The organism is Spirosoma agri (assembly GCF_010747415.1).
Classification (GTDB): domain Bacteria; phylum Bacteroidota; class Bacteroidia; order Cytophagales; family Spirosomataceae; genus Spirosoma; species Spirosoma agri.
Genome location: NZ_JAAGNZ010000001.1, coordinates 3,028,113 through 3,045,654, shown reverse-complemented (window position 1 = coordinate 3,045,654; position 17,542 = coordinate 3,028,113). Strand labels below are relative to the sequence as shown.

Below are 17,542 nucleotides of genomic sequence, written 5' to 3'. Positions count from 1 at the left end.
CGTTTAATTGGTCGCTCAATCACTCATTCGCTCAATCACTCATCGAAAAAATGAAGACACAAAACTCCGTCCCAACGACCAAAGTTGCCCGTGCCAGCCAGTTTGTGAAGGCCGGGGTAAAGGTTGGCGGTAACTACATCAAGCATTACAGTAAAAAGCTGATCGATCCGAGCCTGTCGAAAGAGGAACTTCACAAAGACAACGCGGCCGATATTTACGACGCCCTGAGCGAGCTGAAAGGATCGGCCCTGAAAATGGCCCAGATGCTCAGTATGGACCGGGGACTGCTGCCAGTGGCGTACTCCGATAAGTTTACGATGGCGCAATATTCGGCTCCACCATTGTCGGGACCGCTGGTCGTCAAAACCTTCAAGACTTATTTTGGCAAAACACCATCGCAGTTATTCGACAAATTTTCGATCGATGCGGTCAATGCGGCCAGTATCGGGCAGGTGCACCTTGCCTGGAAGGCCGGTAAAAAACTGGCCGTCAAAGTCCAGTATCCCGGTGTGGCCGATGCGGTAAGTTCAGACCTGAAAATTGCTAAACCGCTGGCTGTTCGGTTGCTGAATCTGAACGAACGTGACATTGACCGTTACATGGGCGAGGTTGAATCGAAACTGCTCGAAGAAACGGATTATGAACTCGAACTTCGGCGATCGATCGAAATATCGGAAGCCTGCGCGCATATTCCGGGACTGGTTTTTCCGAAATACTACCCGGATTTATCGTCGAAACGAATCCTGACGATGGACTGGATCGATGGGATGCACCTGAAGGATTTCCTAAAAACGAATCCGTCGCAGGAAATTCGCAACCAGATTGGCCAGTCGTTGTGGGATTTTTACGACTTTCAGATCCATACCCTCCGGCAGGTTCACGCCGATCCGCACCCCGGTAATTTCCTGATGCGGCCCGACGGTACGCTGGGCGTCATCGATTTTGGCTGTGTGAAGGTCATTCCGGCTTTTTACTACGACAACTATTTCCGGCTCGTTAACCCGGACACGATTGACGATGACGCGCTGACGGAACAGATTTTCGAAAATCTGGAGTTTCTGACCCCGCAGGATTCGCCGAGAGAACGGGCGTTCTTCTCCGACCTGTTCAAGCAGATGATCCGGATGCTGGGCGAGCCGTTTGCGGTCGATGAGTTTGATTTTGGCGACGATTCATACTTTAACAAAGTCTACGCGTTCGCCGAAGATCTGTCGAAAGTGCAGGAATTGAAAAGCTCGAAAGTAGCCCGTGGATCGCAGGACGGTTTGTACGTCAACCGGACGTACTACGGCCTCTACGCGATGTTGAACGAGCTGAAAGCCAACGTCGTGACCACGAAACCCGAGTGGCTGCGGTCAACGAAATCAGAATTGGGACTGGTCTAATCCAGTTGATTACAAAGGTTCGATCCGGTAGATACCGTTCATAAGAAAAGTCAAAAAGCCCGCTGGTGATCTGCCAGCGGGCTTTTTGTAAGAGTTAAGGTGTCACTGCCTGATGAACGATCTTGTTCGGTCAAAATACGGTTATCAACATAAAATGGGTGAACTTTGCGTACTTGACTGGACATTATAGCTCACCGTGCCGCCGAAGCGGTTTCAACTACGATCATGTTACTCACGACCCACCCGCCCGAACCCCACGCCAAGCCCCGTTTCGATGATATTTTTATGGAACTGGCCGTCAATCTGGCCAAACGGTCACACTGTATCAAGGCGCAGGTCGGGGCAGTGCTGACCCGCGATACCCGAATCATTTCCATTGGCTACAATGGGCCACCGCCCGGCACGCACAACTGCGATGAAGAGTTTCCGGGCGTTGGGTGCCCCCGCGATTCCAAAGGCTCCTGCTCACTGGCGCTCCATGCGGAAGAAAATGCGATCCTGTACGCGGCTAAAAATGGTTCAGAAATCGAAGGGGCAACGATTTACGTTACCTTGTCGCCGTGCATCGCCTGCGCCCGGACCATCTACAGCATGAAGATCGCCCGGGTCATCTACCTGCATTCCTACGCCGAATACAAAGGCATTCCATCCGATGAAGGCGTTGATTTTCTGCGTCGGTTTGGCGTTACGGTCGATCGCTACGAACCCGGAACAGGCGTAACACTACTGGCCGAGCCGCCCCTGTCAGGCCCGGTTACCGATCAGAAAACCGCCCGAACGCCGGAACGCGATTCATCGATAGGATGAATATACTGGCACATGGCTACTTGTCGAACCGGAACGACGGGTTGTTGATCGGTAACTTTATCGGCGATTTCATCAAGGGAAATCCCGCCCATCCGCGGCACGGTCTTACCGCCGACGAAGTTGCCGGGGTGCACCTGCATCGGGCCATCGACTCGTTCACGGATGCCCACCCCGATGTGGCGGCTGTGCGGGAACTGTTGTATCCGCGCTGTCACAAGTACGCGGGTGTAGCCGTCGACGTGTTCTTCGATCATTTTCTGGCCGTTAATTTCCGGTCGTTAACCGGCGAAACACTAGCCGATTTTACCCCGTTTTTCTACGCATCGCTACAGCGGCTTGCGGACCGTTTCCCCGCTCCGGCGGTTCGCATGCTCGACTACATGGTTCGGCATGACTGGATCAGGAGTTACCAAACGATCGACGGCATCGATCAATCATTGACGGGAATCTCACGCCGAACCGTTTTCTCCTCCGGATTAGACACGGCCAGTATCGATCTGGAGCGCTATTACAACGAGATAGGTGACTACTTTGGTCGCTTCTGGCCTGAACTGGTCGACCACGTTCAGCAAACCCGAAATCGGCTTCAGAACGATCTTATTGAGTAGTCGATCGATAAGCAAGTGATTGATCACCCATTAAAAATTCTGGTGTCGGCTAGCAGGTAGTGTACGCGGCAGAAAATGATTTTTATCGGGAACGGTCTGTCCGTGAGGAAATAAAGGAAGAAATCGGAAGCCTGTCATCACCACGAATGCCATCCGGCTTTTTGATAAGGCCGTATCGGTTTAATTTTGTTCTATGAATCGGTACTTCGTTTGGTATTGCCTGGTCGCACCGGTAAGCCAAACCAGGAACCACAAACTACCACGACGTTTTGATTGCTGCCGTTGACGCCCTGTTGAAAGACATCCGAAATAAGCGGATTGCCCCGGTTTACCTGATTCATGGCGACGAGCCGTTTTACCTCGATCGCATTGCCGACGAGCTCGAAAAAGTAGCCGTTCCGGTTGCGGAGCGGGGCTTCAATCAATTCGTGCTGTTCGGAAAAGACACGGATGCCGGAGCCGTGCTGAACTACGCCCGACGCTATCCGTTCATGGCGGAGCGGCAGTTGGTGCTGGTGAAAGAAGCCCAGCAACTGAATGGCATCAACGACAAATCGACGCAGACCCTGTTCGAGGATTACGCGCTGAATCCGCTGCCCAGCACGATTCTGATGCTGTGTTACGTCAAGGAGGAAGGCAAATCGGGACTCGACGAGCGGAAATCGTGGGTAAAGGCGTTTGGCGCGAAAGGCAAGTTGCTGGGGGTTAAGAAGCTATACGACAATAAGTTGCCCGACTGGGTAGGTGAGTATTGCCGGGAGCAGGGCGCGAAAGTGAGTCCCAAAGCCTGCCAGCTGCTGGCCGATCATATTGGCAACGACCTCAAGCGGCTGGCGGGGGAGATCGACAAAATCCTGATCAATTTACACGTTGGCGAAGAGATTTCGGCGGCAACCGTTGAACGGCTCGTTGGGATCAGCAAGGAATACAACGTCTTCGAACTGCAAAAAGCACTCACCATGCGCGACGTGGTGAAGGCCAACCAGATTGTCGATTATTTTGCCCGTAATCCGAAAGACAACCCGCTGGTGGTTATCCTGGCGCAACTGTTCGGGTATTTCACCAAGGTGCTTTTAGTGCAATCGTCCAAAGATCAGACCGACAAAGGACTGGCTCCGTTGTTGGGTGTTAACCCGTTTTTTCTGAAAGACTACCTGACGGCGGCCCGTACGTTCCCGATCGCGAAAGTGGCCGATATTATTCACGAGATCCGCCGGGCCGACGCTCAGAGCAAAGGCATCGATGCGCCAACAATGACCGAAGGCGATATTCTCCGCGAGCTGGTATTCAGCGTATTGCATTGACGCCATAAGTGTAGCATGGGTTACACGGGCAGAAGCCCACGCTACGTTTTGCTACGGCTATGTCCGAATAAAATCGCGTGGCTTTAGGGGATGTCGTCCCTTTTTTCTAATATTGCAACATTGTTGCATAAGTGTAGGTTTGCCGGAACAGGTAAACCCAAGCTGGAAAAGAGGATTTGATGCGTGATGTCATAACGTTTTGTTGGGTAGCGTGGTTGATCGGCGGGATGGCTTCGGCCGGGTGGGCGCAGGCCAACGTCTGTCGGTCTTCATTGACCGGGACAATTCTGGGTCAGGATCACCGCGAACCCCTGATGGGCGCTACCGTTTATGTCCGCGAGCTGTCTGCTGGCGCGGTTGCCGATTCAACCGGTACGTTCCGGGTCAATGGACTATGCGCCGGTACGTATGCCGTTGCTATACAATTTGTTGGCTATAAGAATACGGCCGTATCGATCACGGTCGGTGCTGATTCGCTGGCCACGTTGCCGCCGATTTTGTTGATTCCCGACAGCGAAACGCTGAAGGAAGTGATCGTGACGGAGCGTCGTTCCGAAGCGCAGCAACTGCTTCAGGTGCAGACTGAACTGTCGGGCAATGCACTCGATGCCACGCGGGGCCAGTCGCTGGGGGAGAGCCTGAAAACGCTTCCCGGCCTGTATTCCATCCAGACGGGGCCATCGATTTCGAAGCCCGTTATTCACGGCTTATACAGCAACCGGATCCTGACGCTCAACAATGGTGTTCGGCAGGAAGACCAGCAATGGGGCAGTGAACACGCCCCGCAGATCGATCCGTTTCTGGCTTCCCGACTGACGGTCATCAAGGGTGCCGCCAGCATTCGCTACGGGTCCGATGCGATCGGTGGGGTGATTCTGGTCGAGCCGAAAGCCCTGCCCGCAACCCCCGGCTTTGGTGGCGAACTGAATCTGGTCGGTGGTACGAACGGGCGGCAGGGTACCCTCTCCGGGTTGATCGAACAGGCCTTCGGCAAAAAACTGGCGGGTTTAAGCTGGCGATTGCAGGGTACGATCAAGCGCGTTGGCTACGCAAAAACACCGAATTATTACCTGGAAAACAGCAGTTACCACGAAAACAACGGTTCGGGTACGATCAATTACACCCGAAAACGCGGTGGTGCCGAAGTTTTCTACAGTCAGTTTTCGACCAAAGTTGGTTTGTTCACGGGCGCGCAGGTCGGTAGTCTGACCGATTTTTATGCCGCCATTGCCCGGCCCGAACCACTGACCCAGCCCGGTTTCTCGTACGAGTTGGGTCGTCCGTATCAGCAGGTGCAGCATGAGTTGCTGAAAGTACGCGCCTTTGTCCGGTCGGAGCGGTTGGGAACGCTTACGGCCACGGTTGCCCGGCAGCAGAATGTGCGTCAGGAGTACGATCTGCAATCGTTCAGTCGCGTCACCGATCCCGAACTGTATTTAAAATTAGTGACCCAAACGGCGGATCTGGTTTGGGAACAGCCAGCGATCAAACGCGCAAACGGCGGTCAGTTTTCCGGTACGGTTGGTTTTAATGGGATTACGCAGGGCAACGTCCGCCGGTATTTATTCCTAATTCCCAATTACCGGAACTACGGGGCAGGACTGTTTGCTATCGAGCGGTATGCCCAGGATCGCTGGACGCTGGAAGGGGGAATTCGATACGATTACCGCTGGCTTCGGGCCTATTTTCTGGATGAGACGACCAATCGCACCACTGCCCGCACCCGCGACTGGAGCAACCTGACCGGTTCGCTGGGCGCTACCTACCAGGCGAATTCACAGCTAACGGTGTCGGGTAACTTCAGCACGGCCTGGCGGGCTCCGACGGTCAGCGATCTTTATTCGGACGGGCTGCACCAGAGCGCGGTGGCCTACGAGCGGGGTAATCCAAACCTGAATCCGGAACAGGCGTATAACCTGAACCTGTCGGTAGAGTATACCGGCAAACGACTCTACGCCGATCTGGGTTTTTACAACAACTGGATAACCAACTACATCTACCTGAAGCCGGACTCCGTGCCGATCATCCGGCAGCGGGGCGCGTTCCCGGCGTATTCCTACAGTCAGGTGCGGGCCACCTTTCGAGGGCTCGACGCCACTATTCGGTACAGACTTACGGATCAGCTAACCCTCACGTCGCGTACTTCGCTGCTGTTTGCCTACGACCATACGAATACCGATTACCTGGTGTATATCCCGGCCAATCACACCGATAACGGACTGCGCTACGACTGGAAAAAGACCAGTCGGGGGCGTCTCTCCGATGGATACGTCAGTGTCAGTAGCCAATACGTTGCGCGTCAGAACCGGGTGCCGGTCGTGTCGCAACGGCAGGAAAACGGGCAGATCATTTTTACGGGCGACTTTGCGCCACCACCGTCCGCCTACACGCTCGTTGGGGCCGAAGCCGGCTTTTCGTGGCGACTGGGTGCCCAGCCGTTATCGGTGATTCTGACCGGAACGAATCTGCTGAATCGCGCCTATCGGGACTACCTCGATCGCTTTCGGTATTTCGCCGATGAGCCGGGACGTAACATCATGCTGAAAGTAAAAATACCCATCACAGTTGCTCATCGCAGCTAAATGCTTCTTTATCAATCGTTTGTTTCACAATTAATTCAATGTACGTTATGCAAGTCGTAAAAAAAGTCCTGTGGATGGTGGTGCCGGTCATGCTGCTCGCCGGAGCCTGTAGTAAAGATGAACAGAATGTGGCGCCAACCGACGACAACGAAGCCATCACCACAGCCACGCTAACGCTAATCAACAAGGCCACGCCAACCGAGGTGGTAACGGCAACCATCGAAAACCTGAATACAACCGCTGATTTCAGTAAGGCTACGCTGACGCTGAAAGCCAATACGACCTATTCGGGCGTGGTGACGCTGTTCGATAAAACCAAAACGCCAACGCTCGATGCTACGGCCGAAATAAAGGAGAAAGCCAACGAGCATTTGTTCGTATATACCTATACGGCAACCACCGGTTCGCCTTCGTCGCTGACCGTCTCGATCACCGATAAAGATTCGAACCCGGCTCCCGGTCCTTACCCGATTGGCCTGACCTCGGATATGAAAACGGGAGCTGCCGGAACGGGTAAACTTAAGGTTGTGCTCCGCCACCAGCCGAACGCAAAAAATGGTACGGCTACACCCGGCTCATCGGATCTGGACACTGATTTTCCGGTGGTAATTCAGTGAACGGCTGGTCAATAGGTAACGGGGTAATCCGCCGGTATCGAATATAGATACGTGTCTGATTACTCCGTTACCCATTCATCAATTCACTTTCATGTAATTGGCTTCCGGTTGCGCATTGCTGTTGACCGGAGAGGAAACTGTCAACAGTTCATGCACATTTCGCCCGATCGTGTGAGCAATCTGGTTGAGCGGTAGATCATTACAGTCTAGGCCAAACGGATCTTCGATTTCGGCACCAATCATTTCGACACCCAGTAACGCATACGCGGCCAGTGCGCCGGCGAGGATGACGAAATACGCGTACGTGTCGACCAGTACCAACGGCATCAACAGCAGGTAGACGCTGATAAACAGCTTGATAAAGAAACTGTACGAGAACGGGATGGGTGTTTTCTTGATCCGCTCACAAGCGCCTGTTATGTCCAGGAGTGCCTGGTGATAAAGCCGGATGGTGATCAGATCAGCATCACCAACGTGTCCCTGTTGTTTCAGGATCTGAAACCGGCGCATCAGCAGCGCCGTAATCCGACCCGGAATGTGCGCGTACGACTGGAGCGATGCCGGATCCTGTCCATCCGCCAGGGCCAGCTCACTCGTGTCGACACCCGTTCGCAGATGGCCTTTGAGTGCCAGCGCAAAATTAGACAGCGTACGGGCGAAAAACAGCCGGTTTGCCGCATCGTCGTCCGGAAGAAGCGCATCGAGTAAAACCGCCAGATTCCGGCTGTAGTTGACAAGCGCACCCCATTGACGACGACCTTCCCAGAAGCGGTCGTAGGCCGTATTGGTCCGAAAGACCAGCAGCAGACTTAACAGAATACCCAGCAGCGAGAAGAAAATAGCGTCGATAGGGACCTCGATGTCAAAAAGATGCCGATCAATAACGGTGACAACCAAGCCGTAAAAAGCGACAAAAGCAACCCGGCGCAGGAGCACCTGAATGACATAGCTGGTGTGAAAATGCCGCAGTGCTTCAGCCCAGTCTTTGGTGTCGTAGATAATCATAGGCGTCAATGGATAGACGGACGATAAATGCCGGATTCGGTACGTCGATTAGTTCACCTTGACCAGATCGATCTGGAAAATAAGAATGGAATTGGCCGGGATGTTGTTCTGTTCCTGAGGGCCATACGCCAGACTCGGGGGCAGGTAAAGCGTGATGCTGCCGCCGGGCGCAACCAGCGGAATCCCTTCCTGCCAGCCCACAATCAGTTGATTCAACCCAAAGCTTATCCCCGTGCCGCTATCAAAGGTGGTGCCATTGGTTAGCTTACCTGTGTAGTTGACCGTCACGTTCGAACAGACCGTTGGTTTGGTGCCCGACCCCGGCGACTGGATGGTATAATAAAAACCCCGTTCGTCGAAGGTGGCCGCGAGTTTACCCGCGTCAATAAACTGCTTTAAGGTCGCCACTTCTTCGGAAGGAGCCTTCGTCGTAACGATTGTCGCGGTGCAGGGCGTCTGATCCGCCTGTTGGCAACTGCTGGCCAGTATCGCACCGATCAGCAACGCAAATCCATAGTTTTTACTCATTGGGGGAGCTTACCGAAGCAAGCGACTTTTTTGTTAAATAGACACTCGCCAACGCCTGATTTGATCATGAGAGCGGTTGCGGAGGAGGTGTTCCGGATAGCCCTGCGGTAGTCCGAAACGAGCCCCCTCCTGAAGCACTACGTGCGTGTAAAAAAGCGTCGTACCGAAAAGCCGTTACCCAGCGAGGCTGGGCGTGCGTCAATGACCAGATCGACCATAACCGTAAAATCGTTGTGGGTAAACTCAAAAATACGTACTCGAACCAACATAGCCGGCAACGCCACTGGAAATAATGAAAAAAAGAACCGGGCCAGCCCATGCTGAAAGCCCCGGTTTTTTGTCCGCCGGAACAAACTGTGGACCATAAATGAACCGCTATAATCCTGTAAACAAGCTGATTTGTCGTTTGATGGACCAGCACTTCGATTGGCTTAGGCGTTGGCCAAGGGGCTACGTAACCCCCGTTGTAAAATAAGGTAACTGGCGTCCTGATTCGTTACTCGTTCGCCTGCTGGTTATCTTTGCGACGGCAAAACTGCGTATACCCGAACTGCCCAATTTCCGTGGACCAACCCGACAATCGAAAAATTATTCACATTGACATGGATGCGTTTTATGCATCGGTCGAGCAGCGGGATAATGCCGAACTGCGGGGGAAGCCCGTGGCTGTGGGGGGCTCCCGGCAGCGGGGTGTGGTGGCCGCAGCCAGTTACGAAGCCCGGCAGTTTGGGGTGCGTTCGGCCATGGCCTCGTCCGTCGCGTTGCGGCAATGTCCGGAGCTTATTTTTGTGAAACCCCGCTTTGATGTTTACAAGGCTGTGTCTCAGGAGATACGCACTATTTTTTCCCAATACACGCCCCTTATCGAGCCCCTGTCGCTGGACGAAGCGTACCTGGATGTAACGCACAATCTGCAAAATAACCCATCGGCCACGCGGATTGCCCAGGCCATTAAAGAGCAGATCAAACAGGAAACCGGGCTGACCGCTTCGGCGGGGGTATCGTACAATAAATTCCTGGCAAAACTGGCCTCCGACTACCGCAAGCCCGACGGCCTGTTCGTCATCGAGCCTCAGCAGGGGAGCGCCTTTGTCGAGGGGTTGCGGGTGGGCCAGTTTCACGGTGTAGGTCGGGTGACCGCAACCCGGATGAATCAACTGGGCATCTTTACGGGACTGGATTTACGCCAGCAGAACGAAGCGTTCCTGACGAAGCATTTCGGTAAGGTTGGCGCGCATTATTATTCCATTGCCCGCGCCATCGACCATCGACCGGTGATGCCCGATCGGGTGCGTAAATCGATCGGCTCCGAAACCACGTTCGAAAACGATTTAACCGATCCGGATCAGTTAAGCGAGTCGTTACTGCCCCTGCTGGAACGCGTGTGGACCCACTGCGAAAAGACCGGCGTGATGGGGCGAACCGTGACATTGAAAGTGAAGTATGCCGACTTCCAGCAGCTCACCCGCAGTCGCACCGCAATGAATCTGATCACCGACTCCGCCGTTTTCCGGCAACTGGGGCTGGACCTGTTAAGCGCGTTGACCCCCGTGCCGAAGGGCGTTCGATTACTGGGTATTTCGTTGTCGAGCCTCCAGGATGGCGCGACGACGCCAGGCAGCCAACTGGCCTTAGATCTGTCGTTCTGATGGATTTATTCGCGGTAACGTCCGCATTGGCTGATTCAAGACGTTCGTTCGTGTACCGACGCCGTGAAAATGCACTACATGGTTAATAAATAAAAAAAAACGGTCAAGTTGGCACATGTATTGTATCAGGTATGAACAGATCGCTGCCGATCGCAGTGGTCAAAAAATGCCTGTCTGCACCGTCAGACGCGTTACGCGCCTTGCAACGGCTAGCTGTAGAAACCATCGACGGTAAGCAATCCGGTATTGGACCTGACTATCCGTTGACTACGTGGCCGGGGCAACGAACGACAGCGCGATTGGCGGCAGTCGCGAACGTACGTTGGTCCGGTCAGGTAGCCCATCCGTTCGGTATAAACGGGTCTTTGACCCACTCCCTAGTCATGCTATTGACCTTTATCTATTACCATATTCTTACCGCCGTCAGCGAGCAAATGGCCAATCGGCAGCTCGTTCCCCAGAGTAACTTCGACCAGGAAGTAGTACAGGGGGTCATTGCCGAACTGCTGGTCAACAAGTTATTGATCACGTGTACCGATAAGCGAACGGGCACTACATTTTATAAGCTGACCGAACTGGGAGAGGCTTCCCTGGAAACCTACGAACGGGAAAATCCAGCGTTAATCATCAGACGGACAGGTGGGTAGGAGCGGGGGTTTCCTTACTAGAACGGATCGCAGTATACTTGACGGACCTTATCGCGCGACCGTTTCAGTCGCATCTTGACCGCACTGATTTTCAGATGCATATGCTCGGCAATTTCCTTGATGTCGAGGCCGTCTTCGTACTTCATGCGTAGCATCAGGGCTTCATCGTTGGAAATGGATTCCATGGCTTTGTCCAGCTGCTGAAATTGACATTCCCGATTTTCCTGATCGGTCGAATCCGTGCTGCTGTAGTCCTGACCGGTTTCCAGCGAAACGATCGGATTCCGATTGGCACACCGAATCTGGTCTATGCAATAATTGTACGAAATAGAGTACAACCAGGTGGAGAAGGCCGATTTCCCGTTGAAATTGTTAAGGTTACCGTAGACGCGTAAAAATATATCGTGTGTATAATCTTCCGCTTTGGCCGAGTCTTTGATCAGCTGGAGGCACCGCTGGTACACCTTCGCCACGTAGCGCTTGTACAGGGTTTCAAAATAATCGTTCCGATGCGTTGTCAACTGCATCTGTATCAGTTCCTCATCCCTCAGTTGGCTGTTCATAAACTAGGTGTCTAGGCCGCTGATAGTCTCGACTGTGTACCGGACTGTGCGCGCCATAGCCGGTTGTTGTCGTCTAGACGAACCGCAAATCGGCATACTGGCTAGCAGATGATCAGGGGTAACAGTATCAATGAGTTATCAACGATGGTCGTGCCACCAAATTACCGTTTTTTATGTTTACCAGTATGTCTATAGAGTATTAACTTAGTAACGAATTATCAAACGGCTATACTAGCTGGTTACTGATCGATGCTCAGGACGAAAACACAGAGCACGAGCCACCCGCCGAATGCATTGCCGCCGGCCTGGCTGAAACCGCGCACCGCCACCCAGTTTAGTGGCTGCTCATCGTTTTTTTCTGGTTTGTCCGTCTTTGCGCACGCCGACGTAAAAGCCAACGCTGTTTGGGTATAGTCCGCCCGTATCGGTCGCTATGGCCGTGTTCAGCGTCAGGCCATTGAGTACGGGCAGCAGGGTTGCCACGGTCAACACGCCGGAAAACTGATGAATAGTTTCCGGAAAAGGCACTTCATACGTCCCCAGGTTTTCGCTGTAGGATGCTTTCACCTGAAACCGAAAGCGATCGAGCACATGACCCGAAAGACCAGCGTGCATTACCGCTACCCGGTTATTGTTGGTGAACCCATACCGGGGCAGATCGCTGCGACTATCGGTAGAAGGTGTAATGAAGGGTGTTCCGATGGTCATGCCGTAGCGCGACCAGCCGTCCTGGTATTGGGAATGGTTGAAGTAATTGTCGCGGCCCCGTTCGGCTTCGCTGTTGTCAATAAACAACGATCCGCCCTGATTCTCCGTAAATAAATATTCGAACAGAACCGATTCGATCTGAACCCTGTGCGGATCGAACGGCCGGAGGTTTCGGATGCGGAGACCGTTCAGGCCGTCGCGCAGGTTTGTCAGGTGGAACAGCGACCCGTCTTCGTAAATATTCTGGCGATAGGCGAAGACAGCAAATGACCGACCGGTGTATTCAAACCCCAGGTCAACCGTACCGAGGTGATTGCCGATCCGGTTCTCCCGATCGAACTGGCTGATCCGGTTGGTATCGACATTCGCACGGCCGCCCAGCGAACTGGCCGTGACCACATCGATATAATCCCGGAAGGTGGAGGGCAGGAGGTTGTTTTTGATGCGGGTATTGGGTAGCTGCGTGGTGGTACCCCCCCAGATAACCTGGTGATTCATACCCCCGTATAGTTTCACCCGCCAGTTGGGTTTACCCAGGCGAACGTACAGGGCCTTCTGGTGGAGCATGGTATTTTTCACGAACCGGTCGACCTCAAACCAGCCATGGGCGTAAAACCCTTTGATCGCTACCAGTCCTTTGCGGGGCCAGTATTGAGGCAGGCCAACCTGGAATTTAAGCATCGGCAGCGCATTGCCGGACATACTATAGGAGCCGGACGTGAGGGCTGAATCGACCAGCCCAACGACCTCGCGTCGGCGTCCGCCCCAGACTTCGACGGCCCCCAGCCGTACTTTCAGGTAGGCTTCAGGAATAAGCAGCCGAACGGTATGGCCGGCATTCAGGACACCCTCCGCCCGCCAGCCCCAGTCAACGCGCCGGTTCCTGGCCTGTAAACTATCCCGTCTGGTTCTGGGCGCGTCATGGTAATCGACGTGCATGGCATGACGCACGGTCAGCCTGGCCTGATCGATCGGAACGATGCCGTATTGATTGGCTCTGAGCCAGAACGGCGTCTGCCCCGAGGTCGAGAAATAACTACCTACTTCCGTAGCGTAGCGTAGCGGTTTGGTCGTCTGACTAAAACAGGTAGAAACGAAAAGTAAACAGGGTAACAGTAAGCGCATAGACCGCACGAAATAAATGAACTGTGGCTAGTAGTTAGATCAAAAAAGCAGATGTGGCGTCACTAGTCGAGTCACATTATTTATGCCAGTAAACACGAAGGCGTTTATAACGGCTGCTGTGGGTGGTTTTTACCGATTGTCGGTGCGTCGTTTTTGCCGGAACAACCAACACGCGCTTTCGCAACGGAGTAAGCCAACGGGCACACTATGAATTTTGGTAATTTGTAAATTTCTGATAATCAGTAATTTATGCTAGAGGAATCCTGACTTATTTTTCTACTTACAAATTGATCGGTAGGATTTTTCGAAACGCCATCAATATTGACGTACCTTTGTGCTGCGTTTCAGCGTCCGGCCAGCAGCGTCAAATTGGTTGGCTGGCAGTTGGTTAATGCCGTCATGGATGCTGTACCGAGTGGCTTCAATGATCGGATTAATTCGTAATAATCTGAACAGTAAGCCCGAAAGATAGTATACAAAAGACCGTTATCCGTTGTTATCTATTTCTCGATTAGTGCCCAGGTAGGGCCGCTGATGACAAGACCATACCTGTAGAACACGAGCATACCGGTAGCTTTATTATTTTGCATTAAGAACTCATGGTTCCAAACGACGAACTCATTCGGATCATTGATCTCCTCAACACAACCTATGAAAGTGAGGAAGCCTGGCATGGTCCATCCGTAGTTGAAGCACTGCGGGGCGTAACGCCCGACCTAGCAGGAAAACGAATCACCCCCAATACGCACTCCATTGCCGAACTGGTTTTTCACATGACCAGCTGGCGGATCTTCTGCGTCAAAAAAATGCAGGGCGATTCGGTATTCGATATTACCACCCCCGAAAAGAACTTTGGTGCGCTGCCCGAGAAAATCGACGATTTTGAGTGGGAAGCCCTCGAAATGGAATTGAGCCTGAGTCAGGAAGAACTTATCAACGAACTGGATAAGCGGGATGATGACGAGTTCCTGGAAGATATCGTGCCGGGTCGGGATTATACCTACTACGATATGTTACACGGGATCGTCAACCACGATATGTACCATACCGGTCAGATTGTCATTCTCAAAAAAGTACTGGCGTTCAAAGGAGCCGGTACGGAGTTTGCCGATGATGAGGACGAATTCGGAACATCGTACGGGAGCAGTCATGAGCAGGATGATTATTATTGATTGCTGGTAAAATGCCTGTGCCTAAACGGGCAGACAGGCGCACCGGACAATGCCTGAAACTCATTCGTTTATTGTGTTCATCCAGTACCCGAAGGCTGGCTTTTCGGAGCCCGTATCGGGTACTTAGCCGTTTATTACTTGGCGTACTGGCTTGTTAAATCCGAACCCGATACGTACGGGTGGCATCAGTTTATCAAACAGGGCCGTGCCGTGTGGGACGGTGTTCGCAACTACCAGGCCCGCAATAATCTGAAACTGATGAAGCTTGGCGATCAGGTCCTGTTCTATCACAGTGTAACGAAACCGGCCGTCGTGGGGCTGGCTACCGTGGTACGGGAACACTATCCCGACCCGACCGCGCCCGATGATCCCCGGTGGGTAGTGGTCGAACTGGAACCCGTACTGGCGTTCAGGCAACCCGTTACGCTGACGCAAATCAAAGCCGAACCCCTGCTGGGCTCTATCGGCCTTATCAACCAGTCCCGCTTATCGGTTATGCCAATCCGGACCGATGAGTTCGAGCTGATCTTAACAATGGGCCAGCTATAAACATGCCGTCAATACAACTTATCACGCCCGCCCCCTGGGCCGATTATGAACTGATCGATTCCGGGAATTTTCAGAAACTCGAACGCTTCGGCGACTTTGTGCTGGCCCGTCCCGAACCGCAGGCCATCTGGGATAAATCACTGTCGGACCGCGACTGGGAAGATCGGGCTCACGCCATTTTCCGGCGCGACCGTCAATCGCCCGAGCGGGGCGACTGGCAGACCAAACCCGAGATGCGTGACCCCTGGTACGTGTCGTTCCGGCAGGGTGGTCTGTCCCTCAAATTCAAGCTGGCCCTGACGACCTTCAAACACGTTGGTTTGTTTCCGGAGCAGTCGGATAACTGGGCGTTTATTCACGAGAAAATCAAAAAACTATCAGTGCATGTCGCCCGGCCTAACGTGGCCCGGCCCAACGTGCTGAATCTGTTTGCCTACACGGGTGGCGCGTCGCTGGCGGCCCGGCAGGCCGGTGCCGACGTTACCCACGTCGATGCGGTGAAACCCGTCATCAGCTGGGCGCGGGAGAACATGGATCACAGTGAGCTGGACAACATTCGCTGGATGGTGGAGGATGCCGTAAAATTTGTGCGTCGGGAAGGTCGCCGGGGCAATCGTTACAACGGCATTATCCTGGACCCACCCGCCTACGGTCGCGGACCCGATGGCGAAAAATGGGTGCTCGAAGAACACCTGAACGAGTTGCTGAAAGCCTGCGCGGAGCTGCTCGACCGCGAGAATTTTTTCTTCATCATCAACCTGTATTCGCTGGGTTTCTCCTCTATCTTGCTGGATAACCTGATGGGGCAAGTGTTTGGCACGGTGCCGAATCCGGAATGGGGCGAGTTAGTGGTGGAAGATAACTTCCAGAAACGCCTGCCGCTGGGCGTATTCTATCGGTTTGCATCCGTTTGAATTGCCTACTTTTGTTGGACGACGAACACGTGACCGGGTGAAGGAGCAATCAACCAATAGAATCAGTAAGCAACGACCGGCAGGTGCACCGGCAAACAACGCCGTTGTGGCCCTTGTCTGCCGGTCACTGTGGCCTGTCGCGCTCTGGCTGCTGCTCGTCACGCTCGCGTCCTGTGGCGGTGACAACCGACAGACGGCACACATTCCGGAATTTCCCAAGCCCGGCGACAGCAGCCGGACGGAGGGGGCCCTGCGGGCGCTGACACGGGCCATCAACCAGTCGTCTCCCGCGTCGGCTTATGCCAAACGGGCTGCCATTCTGCTGGCAATGGGTCGCGTCAGCGAAGCCCTGAGTGATATCGACGAGGCCATCAGCCGGAACGATAACGCGGCTTCCTATTACCTGACCCGCGCTCAGGTCCTACGGGCGCTGCAACAGCCTGACAAAGCCATTGTCAACGCCCAGCGCGCCGAAATTCTGGGGATCGATACGCCGGAACTGTACACGCTGCTGGGGGATCTGCTGCAACAGCAAAATCAGTTTCCCAAGGCGCAGCTTTACGTCACGAAAGCCCTCCAGATGGCCCCCTACGACGGGGAAGCCTATTACTTCAAAGGGCTGATGGCCGCCAAACAGGGCGATACCACGCAGGCGCTGGCCCTTTATCAGCATTCCCTTCAGCTGAAACCACGATACCTCGATACCTATAACCAACTGGCATCGGTGTATCGCTCGCTGGGTAACCGGAGTGCGGCACTGGCCTACAATGGGCAGGCGCTGCGCTATTTTCCCAACAATGCCCGGCTCTATTACGGTCGGGGTTTAATCTACCATACGGCGGGTGAACTGGATAGCGCCATGACCTGTTATCAACAAACACTGAAGGTACAGTCAGGCTACTACCAAGCGTATTTTCAAATTGGGTTGATTAATCAGAAATACCGGAATTATTTGAACGCCCTGGTCAATTATCAGCGCGTGCAGCAGCTTCGGCCCCAGTTCCCGCGTATCGATACGTACATCGGCTACTGCCACGAACAGATGGGGCAGTATGATCTGGCCATTGCCGCGTACACAAAGTCGACCACGCTCAACGCGGCTGATCGGCAGGCTGCTGCCGGTTTATGGCGTTCTCAACGGCGACAATACGCCCAAAACTCCTTATTTTTGCCCAATACCCAGGAAGAAGCCCTGCCCGCCACCCAGAATCGCGCTACCCTCGACACGACCCGTGTCCGGGTGACGACGATTCAGCCAAAGGCGCAGGTGATGACCGGTTCTGGTGATTCGCTCCGTCGAACCATCAAGCCAATAGGACAGAATTGATGAAGTATAAATGAGATGTATGATGTAGTATATAGGATGTATGGCTCGCCTG

18 protein-coding genes are annotated in these 17,542 nt (G+C 53.6%); 13 read left to right on the top strand and 5 right to left on the bottom strand.

From position 1 onward, the window contains the following. The first annotated feature begins 50 nt into the window (after positions 1-50). The 6 genes from GK091_RS12675 to GK091_RS12650 all read left to right on the top strand — a co-directional run bounded on the left by GK091_RS12675 (position 51) and on the right by GK091_RS12650 (position 7,303). Positions 51-1,385, top strand: a complete 1,335-nt coding sequence (locus GK091_RS12675; protein ID WP_164038282.1) for an ABC1 kinase family protein — start codon at positions 51-53, stop codon at positions 1,383-1,385. Positions 1,386-1,610: 225 nt separating this feature from the next. Then, the gene (locus tag GK091_RS12670; protein ID WP_164038279.1) at positions 1,611-2,192 is read left to right on the top strand and encodes a deoxycytidylate deaminase; all 582 of its coding nucleotides are present in this window, start codon (positions 1,611-1,613) and stop codon (positions 2,190-2,192) included. Next, positions 2,189-2,800: an acyl carrier protein phosphodiesterase gene (locus tag GK091_RS12665; protein WP_164038276.1), complete on the top strand. Its 612-nt coding sequence runs from the start codon at positions 2,189-2,191 to the stop codon at positions 2,798-2,800. Before GK091_RS12670 ends, GK091_RS12665 begins: the two co-directional genes overlap by 4 nt. 269 nt (positions 2,801-3,069) lie before the next feature. Then, complete coding sequence (holA, locus tag GK091_RS12660; RefSeq protein WP_164038272.1) at positions 3,070-4,104, top strand: DNA polymerase III subunit delta; 1,035 nt, start codon at positions 3,070-3,072, stop codon at positions 4,102-4,104. A gap of 179 nt (positions 4,105-4,283) precedes the next feature. Then, the gene (locus tag GK091_RS12655) at positions 4,284-6,686 is read left to right on the top strand and encodes a TonB-dependent receptor (protein ID WP_164038270.1); all 2,403 of its coding nucleotides are present in this window, start codon (positions 4,284-4,286) and stop codon (positions 6,684-6,686) included. A gap of 47 nt (positions 6,687-6,733) precedes the next feature. Next, positions 6,734-7,303, top strand: a complete 570-nt coding sequence (locus tag GK091_RS12650; RefSeq protein WP_164038266.1) for a hypothetical protein — start codon at positions 6,734-6,736, stop codon at positions 7,301-7,303. Between the two features lie 78 nt (positions 7,304-7,381). On the opposite strand, the gene GK091_RS12645 is transcribed toward GK091_RS12650, so the two are convergent. From GK091_RS12645 to GK091_RS12635, 3 genes are all read right to left on the bottom strand, one after another. Then, entirely contained in the window at positions 7,382-8,308 is a 927-nt protein-coding gene (locus GK091_RS12645; RefSeq protein WP_164038263.1) for a bestrophin family protein, read from the bottom strand. A gap of 48 nt (positions 8,309-8,356) precedes the next feature. Next, positions 8,357-8,836, bottom strand: coding sequence for an FKBP-type peptidyl-prolyl cis-trans isomerase (locus GK091_RS12640; RefSeq protein ID WP_164038259.1), 480 nt, complete (start codon positions 8,834-8,836; stop codon positions 8,357-8,359). Positions 8,837-8,973: 137 nt separating this feature from the next. Then, a complete protein-coding gene (locus tag GK091_RS12635) occupies positions 8,974-9,201 on the bottom strand; it encodes a hypothetical protein (RefSeq protein ID WP_164038255.1) in 228 nt (75 codons plus the stop codon). 198 nt (positions 9,202-9,399) lie between these two features. Here GK091_RS12635 and dinB point away from each other — a divergent pair, with 198 nt between their 5' ends. Together dinB and GK091_RS12625 are read left to right on the top strand one after the other, a co-directional pair. Then, a complete protein-coding gene (gene dinB, locus GK091_RS12630; protein ID WP_164038252.1) occupies positions 9,400-10,485 on the top strand; it encodes a DNA polymerase IV in 1,086 nt (361 codons plus the stop codon). Between the two features lie 131 nt (positions 10,486-10,616). Further along, positions 10,617-11,132 (top strand): hypothetical protein, encoded by a 516-nt coding sequence (locus GK091_RS12625; RefSeq protein WP_164038248.1) that lies wholly within the window; start codon positions 10,617-10,619, stop codon positions 11,130-11,132. 17 nt (positions 11,133-11,149) lie between these two features. Here the strand turns inward: GK091_RS12625 and GK091_RS12620 are convergent, their stop codons facing one another. Together GK091_RS12620 and GK091_RS12615 are read right to left on the bottom strand one after the other, a co-directional pair. Beyond that, positions 11,150-11,695 (bottom strand): RNA polymerase sigma factor, encoded by a 546-nt coding sequence (locus GK091_RS12620; protein WP_164038246.1) that lies wholly within the window; start codon positions 11,693-11,695, stop codon positions 11,150-11,152. Between the two features lie 345 nt (positions 11,696-12,040). Continuing rightward, positions 12,041-13,528: a capsule assembly Wzi family protein gene (locus GK091_RS12615; protein ID WP_164038244.1), complete on the bottom strand. Its 1,488-nt coding sequence runs from the start codon at positions 13,526-13,528 to the stop codon at positions 12,041-12,043. Between the two features lie 82 nt (positions 13,529-13,610). On the opposite strand from GK091_RS12615, the gene GK091_RS29815 reads away from it, so the two are divergent. The 5 genes from GK091_RS29815 (at position 13,611) to GK091_RS12595 (ending at position 17,490) form a co-directional block, all read left to right on the top strand. Further along, entirely contained in the window at positions 13,611-13,739 is a 129-nt protein-coding gene (locus GK091_RS29815) for a hypothetical protein (RefSeq protein ID WP_262889181.1), read from the top strand. 388 nt (positions 13,740-14,127) lie between these two features. After that, complete coding sequence (locus GK091_RS12610; protein WP_164038241.1) at positions 14,128-14,700, top strand: DinB family protein; 573 nt, start codon at positions 14,128-14,130, stop codon at positions 14,698-14,700. Between the two features lie 138 nt (positions 14,701-14,838). Further along, positions 14,839-15,249: an EVE domain-containing protein gene (locus tag GK091_RS12605; RefSeq protein ID WP_164038237.1), complete on the top strand. Its 411-nt coding sequence runs from the start codon at positions 14,839-14,841 to the stop codon at positions 15,247-15,249. Between the two features lie 2 nt (positions 15,250-15,251). Next, positions 15,252-16,163: a class I SAM-dependent methyltransferase gene (locus GK091_RS12600; protein ID WP_164038234.1), complete on the top strand. Its 912-nt coding sequence runs from the start codon at positions 15,252-15,254 to the stop codon at positions 16,161-16,163. A gap of 37 nt (positions 16,164-16,200) precedes the next feature. Then, on the top strand, positions 16,201-17,490 hold the full coding sequence (locus tag GK091_RS12595) for a tetratricopeptide repeat protein (RefSeq protein ID WP_317166298.1): 1,290 nt from the start codon (positions 16,201-16,203) through the stop codon (positions 17,488-17,490). The last annotated feature ends 52 nt before the right edge of the window (positions 17,491-17,542 follow it).